Origin of the sequence: Tamlana sp. s12, from assembly GCF_016767215.1 — a bacterium.
In the GTDB taxonomy this organism is placed as follows: Bacteria; Bacteroidota; Bacteroidia; order Flavobacteriales; family Flavobacteriaceae; genus Pseudotamlana; species Pseudotamlana agarivorans.
Genome location: NZ_CP068547.1, coordinates 493,618 through 511,747, shown reverse-complemented (window position 1 = coordinate 511,747; position 18,130 = coordinate 493,618). Strand labels below are relative to the sequence as shown.

Below are 18,130 nucleotides of genomic sequence, written 5' to 3'. Positions count from 1 at the left end.
TTTGTGTCTATGTGAGAGAAACTAAAACTGGTTTTTAAATTTTTTTTTAATTGTTTGTTTATCCTTGTTACTTTTGATGTCTTATGGAATCAAAAAAAACATATACGGTTCAAGAGGCTACTAAAAAGCTGGAGCATTTCTGTGCTTATCAAGAACGTTGCCACCAGGAAGTTCGAAAAAAGCTGGAAGCCATGTCCATGATTCCTGAGGCTATTGATGTGATTATGGTGCATCTGCTAGATCATAATTTTTTAAATGAAGAACGCTTTGCGAAAGCCTTCGTTCGTGGTAAATTCAATATAAAACATTGGGGTCGTCGTCGTTTAACATCAGAATTAAAGCAAAGAGATATATCAAAATTTAATATCAATCTAGCCTTAGCTGAAATCGACTATGATGATTACCTGACCGTGTTTTCTGAACTAGCAGAAAACCGAGCGAATTTAATAAAAGAAAGAAATATCTACAAAAAACGTAAGAAATTTATTAATTATTTTTTGTATCGTGGTTGGGAATCACATTTGGTTTACGACAAAGCTCATGAGATTATATTTTGAGAATTGATAATTAAAAATGAATAATTAATAATTAATAATGAAAAGTGAAAAGTGAAAAATTCTCCTATACAGTAGTTAGTCAATTATCAAATGACCACGATGTATAATTTTTAAGTACTTCGCCGACGATTACACGCTTCAACAAATAAACGAATAAACGATAGTACAGTCTAAACTTCAAAGCTAGCCCCTAATATTAAATAGTCAATATTCAATAATAAATATTTCAATACCCTAAGCCTTTAATTTTTTTATAATCTAACATGGCTTTGCTGTCGGATAGTAATGACACATAGTGGCACACGCTAAGTAAACGGGTGTATAAATCGTCGTCTTTCGTTTTTAGGGTGTCGGGTAAGCCTTTTAAAATTAGCAGGTCGTAGTTTGATGGCGTATTGTTATAACTGTTATTTACGGCTGTGGTATAGGTTTCCAGAAGTGTGTTTATAACACCGTAACCTACAATTTCTTTATCGATAACTTCAGTTGATTGGTAAACTTTGTCAACGCTAATTTTTATAACGTCCTTAATTTGGGCTTCATAAGCACTTTTATCTAATAAAGCACAGTCAAAAGAGCCTTCTAAAATGGCCTCTTCGTTTTCCATAAAAATATCTACAGCTTCATTAATTAAGGATCCTATAGCTAGTGCACGTAAATATCCAATACGGTCTTTTTGCGTTTCTAAAGCGTAATAATTTTCGGGTATGATGTTTTTTCTAATGATTTTCGATAAATATTCTAAAGCGTATTCTTCTTGAATTAGACCTAGGTTGATGCCATCTTCAAAATCGATAATAGTATAACAAATATCATCGGCAGCCTCAACTAAAAAGGTAAGCGGATGTCTGGAATAGCTCATACTATCGCTACTACGTTTTATAAGGCCGAGCTCCTTAGCGACATCTTCAAAGTTTTCTTTTTCCGATTGGAATACGCCATATTTCTTATCGGCAATATGTGAGGTAGGTTTTTTAGGAAGCGATTCTTTAGGGTATTTAGTAAAGGCTCCAAGGGTAGCATAACTTAAACGTATACCTCCTGGTCGCCCTGCTCTGGTTTCGGTTAGGATTTTAAATCCGTTTGCGTTGCCTTCAAAATCACATAAATCTTGATATTCTGTAGGGGTGAGTTGGTCTTTGTAAATTTTTCCAGAACCGTTAATAAAAAACTCACCAATGGCTTTTTCACCTGAATGTCCGAATGGCGGATTACCAATATCGTGCGCTAAAGCAGCTGCGGCAACAATAGCTCCAAAATCATTAGCATGGTATCCATGAATGTTTTTTAAATGCGGATGCTTTTCTAGGAGTTTATGCCCTACACTTCGGCCCAAGGAACGGCCAACAACACTAACTTCCAAACTGTGGGTGAGTCTTGTATGAACAAAATCGGTATTGGATAGTGGGATAACCTGTGTTTTGTCTTGCAGACTTCTAAATTCTGAAGAGAATATAATACGGTCGTAATCCACCTCAAATCCTATACGGTTTTCATCTTGTTCTTTTCTTATACGTTTATTGGTGTCGCCAAAGCGCTTTAAGGATAGTAGTTGTTCCCAGTTCATTGCTGTCATTTAAAGTGGTGGCAAGATACTTATTTTCATTAATAAAATGGGCTATGTTGGTCGTACTTCGGATTATTAATAGTAGGTCTCTTAACATTGTGGTAACATTATAATCACAAACGATTAATCTTTTGGTAACACATAACATTCAGATCTGTAGTTACTTTGCAAAATAATTCAGTAGAACAATGAAACAATTTTTATATATGCTCGTTTTTTGCCTTTCCGCATTTGGTTTTGCTCAAAATACAGGTTCGATAAGTGGAAATTTATTGGATTTAGAAGAAGACAATGCACCGCTATTGTATGCAAAAGTTAAGGTAAAGGAAACAGGTGTTGAAGCTTTATCTAACGAAGCTGGCTTTTTTAAGTTCGAAAATGTAACACCAGGAACTTATACCTTAGTTTATAGTTTTGTTGGGTACGAAACAAAAGAAGTTAAAGTTGAGGTTTTATCGGCTAACGATCAGAATTTAAAATTGTACCTAGGAGCTAGTACAGTGTCTTTAGATGATTTGGCTTCGGTTTTTGCTAGTGCTTCAACGGCTAGTAATGATTCAGGTATCGTAAGTAATAAATAAACATAAAGTATTTAGTATAAGGTTAGGTAATAATACAGGCTTTATAAAATTTAAAAAAGCTGCTTTCTAGTAAAATGGAAGCAGCTTTTTTAGTTAGGTTAAGTTTGTGTCTTTTGGAAAATGTTACAGTCTAATTTATTGGTATTGAGGTTCTTGGTCTTTTCATGTTAACTTAATGTAATGCATTTTTGGTGGGTTTTATTTTTAGATAACCTTAACATAACACTTATGTTACTGTTCTTTAATCATGTGGTAACACTAAAATTAATCTCCTATGGTTTCTTTGCAGCGTGAAATTATGACAAAAACAATGAAAAAATTATTAGTACTATTTACAATTTTTACTTCGGCAGTAGCATTCGCGCAATCTACCGGTTCGGTTAAAGGCAAATTAACCGATCAAGAATACAACAACGAGCCTTTGGCATTCGCTAACGTATTAATTAAAGGAACCACAAAAGGAACGACTTCAGATTTTGATGGCCTTTACTACTTTGATAATATTGAACCAGGAAATTATACTTTAGTTTTTAGTTTCGTAGGGTACGAAACTCAAGAGGTAGCTGTTACTGTTACTCCAGGAAAAACGGAAGAAGTTAATATAGTGATGACCGCCAGTGCAGCTTCTCTAGATGAGGTGGTAGTAACCACAAGCACTAAAAGAGAAAGTGAAACAGCTTTACTTTTAGAGCAGAAAAAAGCGGTTGAAATCAAACAAAGTATTGGTGCTGAAGAGTTAACAAGAAAAGCTGTTTCTAACGTAGAGCAAGGGTTAACAAAAGTATCAGGGATTACTACGGTACAAGATCGTGGTATTTTTGTTCGTGGATTAGATGACCGTTATAACTTTTTATTAGTTAATGGCCTGCCATTAGCTTCAGCAGATCCAGATAATAAAATTATACCACTAAGCTATATCGCTACAAGTATTGTGGGATCGGTTGATGTATTAAAAACTTTCAATAGTAGCATTTATCAAGATTTTGCCGGTGCAACATTTCAAATTAATACGAAGCAAATTCCTAGTCAACCTGTAACTGTTGTTAATTTTGGTGCAGGTGTAAATACAAATACGACTTTAAAAGATTTCAATATAGATAATAGTGGTGACTTAGAGTTTTTAGGTTACACAGGTGGTGGTCGTAGTCTTCCTGGTCCTTATAATAAAGATGCTACTTTAGGTTACACGGCAACCCCATCAGAATCGGCAACAATGTTCGATACCTCATGGACGCCCGAAACAACAAAAGCACCTTTAAGTACAAGATTTGGTATTTCTCATGGTCAAAGTATTTATAATAATGGAACCGATAAAGTAGGTTTTTATTTTAGCTTAGATTATAGAAACTCATTTCTTACTCAACAGGGTGTAGAAAGAGCCTTGAACTCAGAGGGTACTGCACAGCAGGATTTTCAAACAACGAATTACAATTTCTCGACACAAAAGTCTTCTTTATTCGGACTTAACTATAAAAGAAATAATAATTTCAATTTATTATTTAATACCATTTACCTTCAAAACTCTTCCAACTTTATTAGAGAAGCGGCAGGTGAAAATAATGGATTCACTCAGTTAAACGATAAAGTATTCTACATTAGAGATACGAAGTATACTGAAAATGATTTAGTGTCTTTTCAATTATTAGGAGAGAAATCTTGGAGAGATGACAAACACATTCTTTCATTTGGAGGATCTTATGCTTTGGGTAATAATAATGTTCCAGATAGACGTGTGTTAAGAACTGCTGGAGAAGGAGAAGAAGCAGAGTATATTACTACCAATGGTATCGATCCTTTTAAATTCTATCAAGAGTTAGAAAACTATAACGTAAATGCTAAATTAGATTATCAAATTGGTTTACAGAAAAATGAAGAATTAGATAAGTATACCGCCATATTAAAAGCTGGGTATAATTACGATGAGATCTCTTACGATTTCTTTAATAGAACGATATCTGTAGATCAAAATTATAATGGTGTTTTGCCTTTTATTAATACGAATGACCCTCAAGCATTTTTTGATCAGGGGTTTGAAGATGGCTACTTGTTTTATAGAAACACAGCCGATCCACAAGCCAAGAGTTTTATCGACCAATCTATTCATGCAGGGTATTTAGATTTTACGAAGGAATGGGACCGATTATTAGTGCAAATAGGAGTTAGAGGAGAGTATGCTTATAGAAAAATTACGTACCGTGAGCAGTTAACTTCAATTAATTCGCCTTACTCCGAATTAGAATATGAGCCGTTCGATATCAGTCCATCATTCAACGTGAAATATACACTTAACGATGTTTCAAATATTCGTATTGCGGGTTCTAAAACCGTAACGAGACCACGTTTAAGAGAGATTTTACCAACAACATTTCAAGATGGAGATGGTAACCAAGTTATTGGTAATCCAGAAATTGAAAACTCTAAAAACTACAATCTTGATTTAAAGTATGAGATTTTTCCATCAAACTCTGAGGTGCTTGCCTTTACAGCCTTCGGAAAATTTATTGATAGTCCTATAGAGCGTCTTTCTAGAGCTACATCTGTAGGTTATAGAACATACTTCGATAATTTCGATCAAGCCTATATATATGGTGTTGAGATTGAAGCCAAATTAAATATTGGTAATGTTACCAATACAGAGGTTTTAGAAGGATTCACTTTTGGTCTTAATGGGATTCTAATGGATTCGGAAGCTTCAGCTGATCCTGATAGTGATGAGTTTGCTTCGGTGACTAACACTAACAGAAAATTACAAGGAGCATCAGATTGGGGAATAAATACCGATTTGAGTTATAAGTTGGTCGATAAAGGAGAAACTAATTCTTCACTAAACTTGATTTTTAACACATACGGAAGACGTATTTACGCTGTAGGTGTAGAAGGTGCCGATGAGATTTATGAAAAACCAATTAATCAATTAGATTTTTCATGGAACACACAGTTTAATGAAAAAATAGGATTGCGTTTTACCGTTAGAAATATCCTTAACGAAAAAACACTTTTCACTCAAGATGCAACACAAGAAGTGCAGTTCCCAGAAAAGTATAGTAACATAATTGAAAGTTTTAACCAAGGCGTTAACTTTAGTTTTAACCTAACATATAAACTATAATTAATTTTAATACAAACAGTAACAATTTAATAACAAAAATGATGAAAACAAACTTTTTAAAAATTACACTTGTAGCAAGCTTATTTTTAGCTGCAATGTCATGTAGTAATGATGATGATGCCACTGGAGGTGATGATGGAGGAGGAGCCGAAGGCATTATTGAAGGAGATATCACAGAAGATCTATTTTTAGAAACAGGTAATTACATTCTTAGAGGAGCAGTTAAAGTACACGAAAATGCTACTTTAACTATTGAAAAAGGTTCAACTATCACGGTAACAGCTGAAGATCAAGCTGCAGGAATCAACTTATTAATGGTATTACAAGGTGGTAAATTAATTGCTGAAGGTACAGCTTCTGAGCCAATCGTATTTACTTCAGAAAACCAAAACGCTGAAGGTGGTTCTGGTGACTGGGGTGGTATTACTTTACACGGTAGAGCGCCTTTTAATGGTCCTGCAGATTCATTATCTGAAGCTGGTCAAGAGCCTTACGGTGGAAATGACGCGGCAGATAGTTCAGGGTCTTTAAAGTATGTACGTGTTGAGTATGCTGGTCAAGCATCTTCAGACGGAGAATTCGAATTTAATGCATTTTCTTTCTTCGCTTGTGGTAGCGGTACTGTTGTAGAATATTGTGAGGCTTTCGAAGGTGCTGATGATGGTTTCGAATTTTATGGAGGAACTGTTCACGCTTCAAACTTATCTATGGTTGGTATGGAAGATGATTCTATCGACTGGGATGAAGGTTATACAGGTTCTTTAACAAACGTTGTGATTTACCAGTATGATAACGTTGGTGATTACGCTTTCGAATTAGCAAGCAGAAGTGGTGAGTTTAATGCTACACCAAGAGCTAATGCTTTAGTTAAAGATGTTACAGTTAGAGCTAGTAACAGAGGTGGTAAAGCTGCTTTCGATCTTAAACAAGGTACTGCTGGTAATTTTGATAATATCGTAGTTTCAAATGCGGAATCAATTATTTTCTTAAACGATCAATTAGATCAAGTAAATGATGGAACTTTAGTATTTACAAACGCTAATTTTGAATACAGTACAAACTTAGTAGTAAATAACGTTGATGGTACCGATATTTCAGGAACTTTAGTATCTCAAAACCCTGTTGCAGAAGGAGCTGATGCTTCTGCTTTTGCTGGATGGTCTAGATATTCTGAAATTGACGGAACTGGAGCTAACACTGGTGTTATTGAAGGAACAATTACAGGTGAAGTATTTATTCCAGCTGGAAATTATACATTAAAAGGAGCAGTATACGTTGAAGATGGTGCTACTTTAACTATCGAAAAAGGTACTACTATTACTGTAACTGCTGAAGATCAACTTGCAGGTGTTAACTTATTAATGGTATTACAAGGTGGTAAATTAATCGCTGAAGGTACTGCTGATGAGCCAATCGTATTTACATCAGAAAACAAAAACGCCGAAGGTGGTGCTGGTGACTGGGGTGGAATTACTTTACACGGTAGAGCGCCTTTTAACGGACCAGCAGATTCATTATCTGAAGCTGGACAACAACCTTACGGAGGAAACAATCCTTCTGATAGCTCAGGGTCTTTAAAATATGTTCGTGTTGAGTATGCTGGTCAAGCGTCTTCAGATGGTGAATTCGAATTTAATGCATTTTCTTTCTTCGCATGTGGTAGCGGAACTATCGTAGAAAACTGTGAAGCTTTTGAAGGAGCTGATGATGGTTTTGAATTTTATGGTGGTACTGTAGAAGCAACTAACTTATCTATGGTTGGTATGGAAGATGATTCTATCGACTGGGATGAAGGGTATGCAGGAACTTTAACAAACATTGTTATTCATCAATATGATAACGTTGGTGATTACGCTTTCGAATTAGCAAGTAGAAGTGGTGAGTTTAATGCTTCACCAAGAGCTAATGCTGTTGTAAAAGATGTTACTGTTAGAGGAAGTAACAGAACAGGTAAAGCTGCCTTCGATCTTAAACAAGGAACTGCGGGTCATTTCGATAACATCGTTGTAACAAACGTAGAGACTGTAATTTTCTTAAACGATCAATTGGATCAAGTAAATGACGGATCTTTAGTGTTTACTAACGCTAACTTCGATTATACAACTACCGAGGTTGTTAACAATGTAGATGGTTCTGTATTAATTAGTTCTTTTATTACTAACAATGCTTCTGCTACAGGTGCTGATACTTCTGCTTTTGACGGATGGTCTCACTATGCTGAACTATAATGATTATTTAAAATAGGAGTCTTAGTTCTAAGATTCTTAAATATTCTAATTCTAGAAACCCTGTAAATTATTTTGCAGGGTTTCTTGTGTTTTTAGCATATATATAAGGTACTATTTAACAAATAATAGATTTCCGAAGCCATTAAAAACTATATTCAAAATTAGGCTTCATTTTTCAGTCTAAAAAAGCAATAAAAACAACTTTCTTTTTAAATTAAAAAATATATCTTTGCAGCGCGAAAACAAAAAGTGTTTTCACTCAACTAAGTCGCATAAAATTAAATAAATAAGTAATGTCTAAAGTTACAGGTAAAGTTGCTCAAATAGTAGGTCCGGTTATCGATGTTAAATTCGCTTCGGAATCAGAACTTCCAAAAATTTACGATTCATTAGAAATTAAGAGAGCCGATGGTTCTATTTTAGTATTAGAAGTACAATCTCATATTGGAGAAGATATCGTTCGTACTATCGCAATGGATTCCTCTGATGGTTTAAGTAGAGGCACTGAAGTTACTGCAACAGGTGCTCCTATTCAAATGCCAATTGGTGATGATGTTTACGGACGTTTATTTAATGTAATTGGAGATGCTATTGATGGTCTTGGAGATTTACCTAAAGCAGGAGATGCGGGATTACCAATTCACCGTTCTGCCCCTAAATTCGAAGATTTATCAACGTCTACAGAAGTTTTATTTACAGGTATTAAAGTAATCGACCTTATCGAGCCTTATGCAAAAGGTGGTAAAATTGGTTTATTTGGTGGTGCCGGTGTAGGTAAAACAGTATTGATTCAAGAGTTAATTAACAATATAGCAAAAGGTCACGGTGGACTTTCAGTATTCGCTGGAGTAGGTGAAAGAACACGTGAAGGAAATGACCTTTTAAGAGAGATGTTAGAGTCTGGAATTATCCGTTACGGTGATGATTTCATGCATTCTATGGAAGATGGTGGATGGGATTTATCTAAGGTAGATAAGTCTAAAATGAAAGAATCGAAAGCAACTTTCGTATTCGGACAAATGAATGAGCCTCCTGGAGCACGTGCTCGTGTGGCTTTATCTGGTTTAACTATTGCTGAATATTTCCGTGATGGTGCTGGTGAAGGACAAGGAAAAGATGTATTATTCTTCGTAGATAATATCTTCCGTTTTACACAAGCAGGATCAGAGGTATCTGCACTACTTGGTCGTATGCCTTCTGCGGTAGGTTACCAACCAACATTAGCAACAGAGATGGGTGCTATGCAAGAGCGTATTACTTCAACTAAAAGAGGTTCTATTACATCTGTACAAGCGGTTTACGTACCTGCGGATGATTTAACGGATCCTGCACCGGCAACAACGTTTGCCCACTTAGATGCCACTACAGTATTATCTCGTAAAATTGCAGAGCTTGGTATTTATCCTGCGGTAGATCCTTTAGATTCTACTTCAAGAATTTTAACAGCCGATATTTTAGGTAAAGAGCATTATGCTTGTGCACAACGCGTTAAAGAGTTATTACAACGTTATAAAGAATTACAAGATATTATTGCCATCCTTGGTATGGAAGAGTTATCTGAAGAAGATAAATTAGCCGTAGGTAGAGCAAGACGTGTACAACGTTTCTTATCTCAACCTTTCCACGTAGCTGAGCAGTTTACAGGGATTCCAGGTGTATTAGTAGATATCAAAGAAACTATTAAAGGATTTAACATGATTATGGATGGTGAATTAGACCACTTACCAGAAGCAGCGTTTAACCTTAAAGGTACCATTGAAGAAGCTATTGAAGCTGGAGATAAAATGCTTGCAGAAGCTTAATAGGTTTTCGGTTACTAGTTTTTAGTTTCTGGTTGATATGTGAAAACTAACAATCAATAACAAGAAACTAATAACTATCAACTAATAACAAATAACTAAAATTATGTATTTAGAAATTGTATCGCCTGAAGCAACCTTTTTTAGTTCAGAAGTGGAATCTGTGGCTGTGCCAGGTGTTGATGGTGAATTTCAAATGTTAGAAAATCACGCGCCAATAGTATCGCTTTTAACAGCTGGAACTGTTAAAATCCGTGTGCATACTAAGAGCCATTTAGATTACGATAAATTACATCCAGAAGTAAAACCTCATATGGTTGATACAAAAGTATTACTAATTGATATTAAATCTGGTACACTTGAAATGAAAGATAATAAAGCTATTATTTTAGCCGATTAAATTTAATTTCAACAAGATATAAATTAAAAACGCGAAGCATAGGCTTCGCGTTTTTTGTTTTTGGCAAAAGTAAAATGTGGTGGATTCAGACTTTTGCCGAGTTTAAATTTAGTTGTTGTTGGTAAAGTGTAATAATAAGTTTATGATAGATTTAAAGGGTTCTAAAATATTCTAATAGCGCTCTAGCTTCTTCTTCTGAAGTGATTTGAACGGGCATTGGAGAGCCGTGGTACTCTTCCAATAAGGCTTTGGCCAAAGGATCGTCTTTAACCATCTTATTTGGGCTTAATATCATGTTCATAACCCATTCTGGAGTGCGTCGGTTTAGGATGTCTTTCGGTGCTGGACCAATAAATTTTTTGTCTGTTCTGTGGCACGCTGTACAAGTGCTTTTAAAAATGTCTTCGCCTTGATTTGCTAGTTCTGTATTTATTTGTGCATCTAAAATGATATTAGAAATAGGGCCAACACCTTTATTCGTTAAATCTATCGTTTTTGATGGCGGCAATTCTTCAGATGCAGCTGAAGCACTAGATTCTGATGTTGTTTTGTTTTCGTAGGTAAAACCCGGTTTTTTTTTCTCCGAAGTATCACCACAACTTATTAGGGCAGTCAGTATGACTGGGAATACAATTTTAAAAGCTGATTTCATAGAAATAATTAATATGGCAAAAGTAATGGCCTTAATTTTTAGAAATTATGATAATTGTCATAATTATCGACCCTTTTTAAAGAGATTTTTATAATCGTGGCTTTGTGTTTGTTTTACTAAGGTTTAAAAATACACCCTGAAAAATGGCGACCATGGGCTGAAATAAATGCTTTTATCGTCGTCATATAACACGTCATAACGCACGCCAAACGCAAAATTTCCGGTGCGGTAACCAGCGCCCAAATATAGTGCCGAAACCCAATAATTTTCATCTCGGTAAATCGTAGTAGCATCGAAATTTTGGTCAACATTAAGCTGTTCGAATTCTGCCGAAAGTTGTATCGCAGGAATCACATTGTATAAACCAATAAGGCTACCACCTAAAATGGTAGATTTGTATAGGTCTTTTTGGCTGTTAAATGTGGCATTTAGGCCTAGACCTAAGGCAAAACGCTCATCAAATTGATAAATCGCACTTGGTGCAATCGTACCACTAAAAAAATCATTGCCGAAGCTTAAACCCACGCTACCACCATAGCGTACCTGGTCCCAAAAATCGCCTGTAGTTTGTTGTGCTTGAATAATGTTAAAGCAGAAAGAAAAAACAAGGCATAATAGGCTTGCTTTTTTAGTAATATGAAATAAAGTCTTCTTCAAAATAATAATATATTAAAAAATTAACACTATTTTGATCATATTCGCGAAATGAAGATGAACTGCCATAAATATAGGCAAAGAATCATCTAATTTTACTAAAAGTTGTATTTTTGAGAAATATTTTTTTTGAAAAAACTACAGGAGACTTTAACTTACAATGGATAAATATTCTTTTTTAAACGCCGCACACACGGCGTATTTTTCTGACTTATATAATCAATATTTAGAAAACCCAGATAGTGTAGAACCTAGTTGGAGAGCCTTTTTTCAAGGTTACGACTTTGGAACAGAGAACTATGGGTTAGACGGTGAGATTATTGAAGGTGTTTCAACACAAATACCAGAACATGTTCAGAAAGAATTTAATGTATTAAGACTGATTGATGGGTACAGAATGCGTGGACACTTGTTCACCAAAACCAACCCTGTTCGCGACAGAAGAAGCTATACCCCAACTTTAGAATTAAGTAATTTTGATCTTTCCGAAAACGATTTAGATACACTTTTTAATGCTGGTGAAGTTTTGGGTGTCGGACCTAAAACATTAAGAGAAATTGTAAAGCACCTTGAACGTATTTATTGCAGTTCTATTGGTGTGGAGTATATGTACCTGAGAAACCCGGAGGTTATTAAGTGGTGGCAAGATCAATTAAATAAAAATGATAATCACCCAACCTTTTCGGCAGATACTAAAAAGTATATTCTTTCTAAATTAAATCAAGCCGTAACTTTTGAAAACTTCTTGCAGACCAAGTATGTTGGGCAAAAACGTTTTTCATTAGAAGGTGGAGAATCTCTAATTCCTGCTATTAGTAATGTGCTTTTTTATGCGTCTAAAAAATACGATGTAAAAGAGTGTGTTCTAGGAATGGCGCACCGTGGTCGTTTAAGTACTTTGGTTAATATTTTTAGAAAGCCAATGAATGAGCTTTTTAGTGAGTTTGATGGTAAAGATTTTGAAGATGCTTATATCGATGGTGATGTTAAGTACCACTTAGGTTTAACACTTGATAAAACATACCAAAACGGTAAGACTATCAAAATGAACTTGGTGCCTAATCCATCGCATCTAGAAACTGTTGCCCCGGTTGCCGAAGGGATCACTAGAGCGAAGATCGATAATGATTACGATGGTGATGATTCTAAAATCATTCCAATTATCGTACATGGTGATGCTGCCATAGCAGGTCAAGGTGTGGTTTACGAAGTTGCTCAAATGAGTCAGCTAAACGGATATAAAACAGGAGGTACTATTCATGTTGTTGTGAATAACCAAGTAGGATTTACTACCAACTATCTAGATGCAAGATCTAGTACTTACTGTACAGATATCGCTAAAGTTACTTTGTCGCCTGTATTACATGTTAATTCAGATGACGCTGAAGCTGTAGTTCACGCGGTTGAGCTAGCATTAGAATACAGAATGCGTTACAAAAAAGATGTGTATATCGATTTATTAGGCTATAGAAAATATGGTCATAATGAAGGTGATGAGCCTAGGTTTACACAACCTAATTTATATAAACATATTGCAAAGCATGCCAATCCGTTTAAAATTTACTCGGATAAGTTAATTGCTGAAAACACTATAGATAAAGCATATTCAACTCAAATTGTTGAAGAGTTTAAAGAAACGCTTGAAACGGCTTATACAAAATCTAAAGAAGACGATTCTTCTAAAGTTCGCGAGTTCATGATGGAGCGTTGGAACGGATTTGTACGTCGCGGTGTTGATGCCATGTTAGAGCCTGCCGATACAGCCTATGCTAAAGATAAATTAGAAGGGATTTCAAAAATTGTGTCTACCGTTCCAGAAGGTGTAAAGTTTTTACGTAAAGCTGAACGAATTCTTGACGGAAGAGCAAAAATGGTTTTTGAAACCGATACTTTAGATTGGGGTATGGCCGAAACTTTAGCTTACGGAAGTTTGCTAGAAGAAGGATTTAATGTACGTATCTCAGGTCAAGATGTTGAGCGTGGAACCTTTAGTCATAGACACGCGATTTTACGTGATGAAATTTCTGAAGAGCGTATCAATTTATTAAACACAAACCCAGCCAATAAAGGGGAAATGTATATTTACAATTCCTTCCTATCAGAATACGGTGTGTTAGGTTTCGATTATGGTTACGCCATGGCCAATCCAAATACATTAACCATCTGGGAAGCGCAGTTTGGAGATTTTAGTAACGGTGCCCAAATTATTTTCGACCAGTACTTATCGGCTGCAGAAGATAAATGGAAATCACAAAATGGTATTGTTGTATTATTACCTCATGGATACGAAGGACAAGGGTCTGAGCATTCATCTGCAAGAATAGAACGTTACTTACAGTTATGTGGAAACGATAATATGATTGTTGCCGATTGTACAACGCCAGCAAACTTTTTCCACTTGTTACGTCGTCAAATGAAACGCGATTTTAGAAAACCTTTAATCGTATTCACGCCTAAGAGTTTATTGCGTCACCCAAAAGCCGTATCTTCCATAAGTGAATTAGCATCAGGAGAATTCCAGGAAGTTATTGATGATACGATCAATCCAGAGAACGTTAAAAAATTAGTGTTCTGTACAGGGAAATTCTACTACGATTTATTAGCGCAACGCGAAGAATTAGGAACCGAAGAAGTTGCTTTAGTTAGAATCGAGCAATTATTCCCATTGCACATCGATAAAATAGATGCGGTAATAAAACGTTACCCTAATGTTGAGAAATATATTTGGGCACAAGAAGAACCTAAAAACATGGGAGCTTGGATGCATATTGCACAACGTATGGAACTTGTAAAACTTGAAGTTTGCTCAAGACCATATAACTCTGTGCCTGCACCAGGGTCAAGTACTCGAGATAAAAGAAGACAGCAACAAGTTATTAATGCTGTATTTGATATAAAAAGTTAGATTAAAGAAATAAGATACCATTAAAATTATAAAAAATGATTTTAGAAATGAAAGTCCCTTCACCAGGGGAATCTATTACAGAAGTTGAAATTGCAACATGGCTTGTTGAAGATGGAGATTACGTAGAAAAAGATCAAGCTATTGCTGAAGTTGATAGTGATAAAGCAACCCTAGAATTACCTGCTGAAGTTAGCGGAATAATTACGCTTAAAGCGGAAGAAGGTGATGCTGTAGAAGTAGGCGCCGTGGTTTGTTTAATCGATACTAGTGCTGAAAAACCTGAAGGTGACGCTCCTGCAAAGGAAGAAAAGAAAGAAGAAGCTCCAGCTGCTGAAGCTCCAAAAGCGACTCCTGAAGCTAAAACTTATGCCACAGGAAGCGCAAGCCCTGCAGCTAAGAAAATATTAGCCGAAAAAGGTATTGAAGCATCTGCTGTTTCTGGATCAGGTAAAGATGGTCGTGTTACTAAAGACGATGCGATTAATGCCGTACCTTCTATGGGAACACCAACTGGAGGATCAAGAACAAGCACGACTAGTAAAATGTCGATGCTAAGAAGAAAAGTAGCAGAGCGTTTAGTAGAAGCAAAAAATACAACAGCTATGTTAACGACTTTCAACGAAGTTGATATGTCGCCAATTTTTGCTTTACGTTCAGAGTATAAAGAAACCTTCAAATCTAAACACGGTGTTGGATTAGGATTTATGAGTTTCTTTACATTAGCTGTAGTGAGAGCATTAAAAATGTACCCTGCAGTAAACTCAATGATTAGTGGTAAAGAAATGCTTTCTTTCGATTTCTGTGATATTAGTATTGCAGTATCAGGACCTAAAGGATTAATGGTTCCTGTTATTAGAAATGCTGAAAACTTAAGTTTTAGAGGTGTTGAAGCCGAAGTAAAACGTCTAGCATTACGTGCAAGAGACGGTCAAATTACTGTTGATGAAATGACTGGTGGTACCTTTACTATTACTAATGGTGGTGTATTTGGAAGTATGTTATCTACGCCTATTATCAATCCTCCTCAAAGTGGAATTTTAGGTATGCATAACATTGTTGAAAGACCTGTAGCTATCGATGGTAAAGTTGAAATTAGACCAATCATGTACGTAGCACTATCTTACGACCACAGAATTATTGATGGAAAAGAAAGTGTTGGTTTCCTTGTAGCTGTTAAAGAAGCTTTAGAGAACCCTACTGAAATTCTAATGGAAAACGATATTAAAAAGGCTTTAGAATTATAAGTCTATAGTTATTATAACAAACAAAAAAGGGCGCTGAATTTATTTCAGGGCCCTTTTTTAATATAGTTTAGTTGATAATAGCATTAAATGAAAAACACGTAAATGTTTATACTGAGTATAAAAACAATAAGGAGTGTTAGACCAATTGTACAGTACCTGTTGAATGTGTTATTTTCCATGAGAGTAATGTTTTTAGTTTTAAGAGGATTTCTTAATAAACCCTGCACTGTTTCCAGTGCAGAGTGTTAAAAAAAATTCTCTCTCAAAAGAATTAATAGCAATACGAAGATAGTGGCTTATACCTTAATAACAAATACGCAGTTCTACGTAATTTTAAGAAATCATTGTGATTTACTTAAGAAAATTCATAAAAAGACACTGAATTGTAGGGTTTTAGCTTAATTTAACTAATGATTTTACAAGAGAAAGCGTAAAAGCATTAGGTTTTCTCTTGTGAAATTTAAAAATTAAATTTACTGTATTTTTAAAGTTTGAATAGTAACCTTTTATTTATTAAAGCCCAGATAGCTAAAGAAGTAGGTCTGTTATTAATCTCTAATTTTTTTACAATATTACTTCTGTGCTTTTCTACTGTTCTAACAGAAATAGATAAATGCTCGGCGATTTCGTGACTTGACTTATGCTTTGAAATCAGTTTTACTATTTTTAACTCCGATTTAGTTAACTGGCGCATAGCATCAGTTGGCTGGTTATCTATGTGATCGGGATCTAAATAAGCATCAATTTCCTGACTAAAGTAAGTGTTACCTTGTTTAAGCTGCTCAATGCATTCTTCAATTTGTTCTATGGCTAATTCTTTTAGAATATAACCCTGTACTTTATATTCAAGCGCTTGATTGAAGTATTTTTCATTAATATGTAAAGTAAGCAGAACCACTTTAGTAGGTAAAGCATTTTTTAAACAGAGTTCAGCTACTTCAAGTCCCGACATTACTGGCATATTAATATCCAATATGGCGACTTCAGGTTTGTGTTTTACAATTTGGTTGTATGCCGTTTGCCCGTCACTAGAACTTCCTAAAATTGGATAACCTTCTGTGGTTAAAAAATCTAGTAGTCCACGTAAAATTAGGGGGTGGTCATCCGCAATTACAATAGAACTTTTCATATTTTGCTATTAACTCAGCTTTAAATATAAGTATTTCTTTTCGTAGTCTATTACAGCTTTCCCTTTTTTTAAAATATCGGCCCCTATAATGCCATCTACAGGTTTGGAATTGTGATTAATTAATGCAGCATTCACATGATTGAGGTTGAATAAAACTAATACAACCTTATTACTAGACCATTTTCCTATTTTTATTTTGTTCTTTTTAGAGAGTTTGGTTTCCATATCAGTGGCACCTGCACCAGCAGCTTTAATTAAGGAATCTTCGGCGTTTAGTTTAAAGGATTTAATGGCTTCAAAACCAACACAGGAATTCGAAGCTCCGGTGTCTAAAATAAAAAGTCCTTTTTTCCCATTTATGGAGGCCTTAATTTCAAAATGATTTGTTTTAGTAAGGTGTAGTTTTATCTTAGAATACCCTTTATCAGTAAGAAATTGTTGAAGCGTTTCCATATCATCATGTTTTATACAAATATAATCATGTAAAAACGATTATTTTTGCCAAAAGCCATTACCGTTTAATTTAAATTTTTGCCTTTGATAATTACAGACACACACACCCATTTATATAGTGAAGCTTTTGATGACGATCGTGAGGAGATGATTACCCGAGCCATAGATCAAGGCGTTTCAAGGTTTTTCATTCCAGCCATAGATTCTGCATATACTCAATCGATGCTGGAATTAGAAACCCGTTTCCCTGAAAATGTATTCTTAATGATGGGTTTACATCCTACACATGTTAAGGAAGATTATGAGGCCGAACTTCAACATGTAGAAGACATGCTAGAAAATCGATTTTTTTATGCTGTTGGTGAAATAGGGATTGACTTATACTGGGATAAAACTACATTAGACATTCAGAAAAAGGCTTTTATTTATCAAATCCGCTTAGCGAAAAAATATAAATTACCCATTGTAATTCATTGCCGTGAAGCCTTCGATGAGATTTTTGAAGTTCTTGAAAGTGAGAAGTCCGATGATTTATTTGGTATATTTCATTGCTTTACCGGAAATTTAGAACAAGCTCATCAAGCCATTTCTTATAATATGAAACTAGGGATCGGCGGGGTAGTCACTTTTAAAAATGGTAAAATAGATCAGTTTCTCAATAATATTGATCTTAAACATATTGTTTTAGAAACGGATGCGCCCTATCTAGCACCAGTACCGTATCGCGGAAAACGGAACGAAAGTTTATATATACTAAAGGTTTTAGAGAAGTTGTCCGTGATATATAGTAAATCCATAGAGGAAATTGCAGAAATAACCACAAAGAATTCGGTAGAGGTCTTTAATAAATAG

The 18,130-nt window shown here is 35.2% G+C and carries 14 protein-coding genes; 9 read left to right on the top strand and 5 right to left on the bottom strand.

The features are described from left to right. The first annotated feature begins 83 nt into the window (after nt 1-83). The gene (locus JJL45_RS02170) at nt 84-557 is read left to right on the top strand and encodes a regulatory protein RecX (RefSeq protein ID WP_068600975.1); all 474 of its coding nucleotides are present in this window, start codon (nt 84-86) and stop codon (nt 555-557) included. Between the two features lie 226 nt (nt 558-783). Here the strand turns inward: JJL45_RS02170 and dgt are convergent, their stop codons facing one another. Next, nucleotides 784-2,124 carry a dGTP triphosphohydrolase gene (gene dgt, locus JJL45_RS02165; RefSeq protein ID WP_068601728.1) on the bottom strand — a complete coding sequence of 447 codons (1,341 nt, stop codon included), beginning with the start codon at nt 2,122-2,124 and terminating at the stop codon, nt 784-786. 188 nt (nt 2,125-2,312) lie between these two features. Here dgt and JJL45_RS02160 point away from each other — a divergent pair, with 188 nt between their 5' ends. From JJL45_RS02160 to JJL45_RS02140, 5 genes are all read left to right on the top strand, one after another. Beyond that, nucleotides 2,313-2,705 carry a carboxypeptidase-like regulatory domain-containing protein gene (locus JJL45_RS02160; protein WP_068600977.1) on the top strand — a complete coding sequence of 131 codons (393 nt, stop codon included), beginning with the start codon at nt 2,313-2,315 and terminating at the stop codon, nt 2,703-2,705. Nucleotides 2,706-3,015: 310 nt separating this feature from the next. Further along, nucleotides 3,016-5,814 (top strand): TonB-dependent receptor, encoded by a 2,799-nt coding sequence (locus tag JJL45_RS02155; protein WP_202664221.1) that lies wholly within the window; start codon nt 3,016-3,018, stop codon nt 5,812-5,814. Nucleotides 5,815-5,852: 38 nt separating this feature from the next. Beyond that, complete coding sequence (locus JJL45_RS02150; RefSeq protein ID WP_202664220.1) at nt 5,853-8,042, top strand: hypothetical protein; 2,190 nt, start codon at nt 5,853-5,855, stop codon at nt 8,040-8,042. Nucleotides 8,043-8,335: 293 nt separating this feature from the next. Then, a complete protein-coding gene (gene atpD / locus JJL45_RS02145) occupies nt 8,336-9,844 on the top strand; it encodes a F0F1 ATP synthase subunit beta (RefSeq protein WP_068600983.1) in 1,509 nt (502 codons plus the stop codon). 103 nt (nt 9,845-9,947) lie between these two features. After that, nucleotides 9,948-10,241 (top strand): F0F1 ATP synthase subunit epsilon, encoded by a 294-nt coding sequence (locus JJL45_RS02140; protein ID WP_068600985.1) that lies wholly within the window; start codon nt 9,948-9,950, stop codon nt 10,239-10,241. A gap of 151 nt (nt 10,242-10,392) precedes the next feature. Here JJL45_RS02140 and JJL45_RS02135 read toward each other — a convergent pair whose 3' ends face one another. Continuing rightward, complete coding sequence (locus JJL45_RS02135; protein ID WP_068600987.1) at nt 10,393-10,893, bottom strand: c-type cytochrome; 501 nt, start codon at nt 10,891-10,893, stop codon at nt 10,393-10,395. Nucleotides 10,894-11,016: 123 nt separating this feature from the next. Beyond that, nucleotides 11,017-11,550: an alpha-ketoglutarate decarboxylase gene (locus tag JJL45_RS02130; RefSeq protein ID WP_317191978.1), complete on the bottom strand. Its 534-nt coding sequence runs from the start codon at nt 11,548-11,550 to the stop codon at nt 11,017-11,019. Nucleotides 11,551-11,707: 157 nt separating this feature from the next. On the opposite strand from JJL45_RS02130, the gene JJL45_RS02125 reads away from it, so the two are divergent. Together JJL45_RS02125 and odhB are read left to right on the top strand one after the other, a co-directional pair. Then, nucleotides 11,708-14,452, top strand: coding sequence for a 2-oxoglutarate dehydrogenase E1 component (locus JJL45_RS02125; RefSeq protein WP_068600990.1), 2,745 nt, complete (start codon nt 11,708-11,710; stop codon nt 14,450-14,452). A gap of 35 nt (nt 14,453-14,487) precedes the next feature. Beyond that, on the top strand, nt 14,488-15,696 hold the full coding sequence (gene odhB / locus JJL45_RS02120) for a 2-oxoglutarate dehydrogenase complex dihydrolipoyllysine-residue succinyltransferase (RefSeq protein ID WP_068600992.1): 1,209 nt from the start codon (nt 14,488-14,490) through the stop codon (nt 15,694-15,696). 484 nt (nt 15,697-16,180) lie between these two features. On the opposite strand, the gene JJL45_RS02115 is transcribed toward odhB, so the two are convergent. Together JJL45_RS02115 and JJL45_RS02110 are read right to left on the bottom strand one after the other, a co-directional pair. Continuing rightward, entirely contained in the window at nt 16,181-16,825 is a 645-nt protein-coding gene (locus tag JJL45_RS02115; RefSeq protein WP_067145142.1) for a response regulator, read from the bottom strand. A gap of 9 nt (nt 16,826-16,834) precedes the next feature. Further along, a complete protein-coding gene (locus tag JJL45_RS02110; protein ID WP_067145140.1) occupies nt 16,835-17,278 on the bottom strand; it encodes a retropepsin-like aspartic protease in 444 nt (147 codons plus the stop codon). An 84-nt stretch (nt 17,279-17,362) separates the two neighbouring features. Here JJL45_RS02110 and JJL45_RS02105 point away from each other — a divergent pair, with 84 nt between their 5' ends. Next, a complete protein-coding gene (locus tag JJL45_RS02105) occupies nt 17,363-18,130 on the top strand; it encodes a TatD family hydrolase (protein WP_082935846.1) in 768 nt (255 codons plus the stop codon).

Excerpts from the sequence above, each read along its gene's own strand:
- JJL45_RS02170 (WP_068600975.1), top strand. The coding sequence starts at position 84 with ATGGAATCAAAAAAAACATATACGGTTCAAGAGGCTACTAAAAAGCTG.
- dgt (WP_068601728.1), bottom strand. The coding sequence starts at position 2,124 with ATGAACTGGGAACAACTACTATCCTTAAAGCGCTTTGGCGACACCAAT.
- JJL45_RS02160 (WP_068600977.1), top strand. The coding sequence starts at position 2,313 with ATGAAACAATTTTTATATATGCTCGTTTTTTGCCTTTCCGCATTTGGT.
- JJL45_RS02155 (WP_202664221.1), top strand. The coding sequence starts at position 3,016 with ATGAAAAAATTATTAGTACTATTTACAATTTTTACTTCGGCAGTAGCA.
- JJL45_RS02150 (WP_202664220.1), top strand. The coding sequence starts at position 5,853 with ATGATGAAAACAAACTTTTTAAAAATTACACTTGTAGCAAGCTTATTT.
- atpD (WP_068600983.1), top strand. The coding sequence starts at position 8,336 with ATGTCTAAAGTTACAGGTAAAGTTGCTCAAATAGTAGGTCCGGTTATC.
- JJL45_RS02140 (WP_068600985.1), top strand. The coding sequence starts at position 9,948 with ATGTATTTAGAAATTGTATCGCCTGAAGCAACCTTTTTTAGTTCAGAA.
- JJL45_RS02135 (WP_068600987.1), bottom strand. The coding sequence starts at position 10,893 with ATGAAATCAGCTTTTAAAATTGTATTCCCAGTCATACTGACTGCCCTA.
- JJL45_RS02125 (WP_068600990.1), top strand. The coding sequence starts at position 11,708 with ATGGATAAATATTCTTTTTTAAACGCCGCACACACGGCGTATTTTTCT.
- odhB (WP_068600992.1), top strand. The coding sequence starts at position 14,488 with ATGATTTTAGAAATGAAAGTCCCTTCACCAGGGGAATCTATTACAGAA.
- JJL45_RS02115 (WP_067145142.1), bottom strand. The coding sequence starts at position 16,825 with ATGAAAAGTTCTATTGTAATTGCGGATGACCACCCCCTAATTTTACGT.
- JJL45_RS02110 (WP_067145140.1), bottom strand. The coding sequence starts at position 17,278 with ATGGAAACGCTTCAACAATTTCTTACTGATAAAGGGTATTCTAAGATA.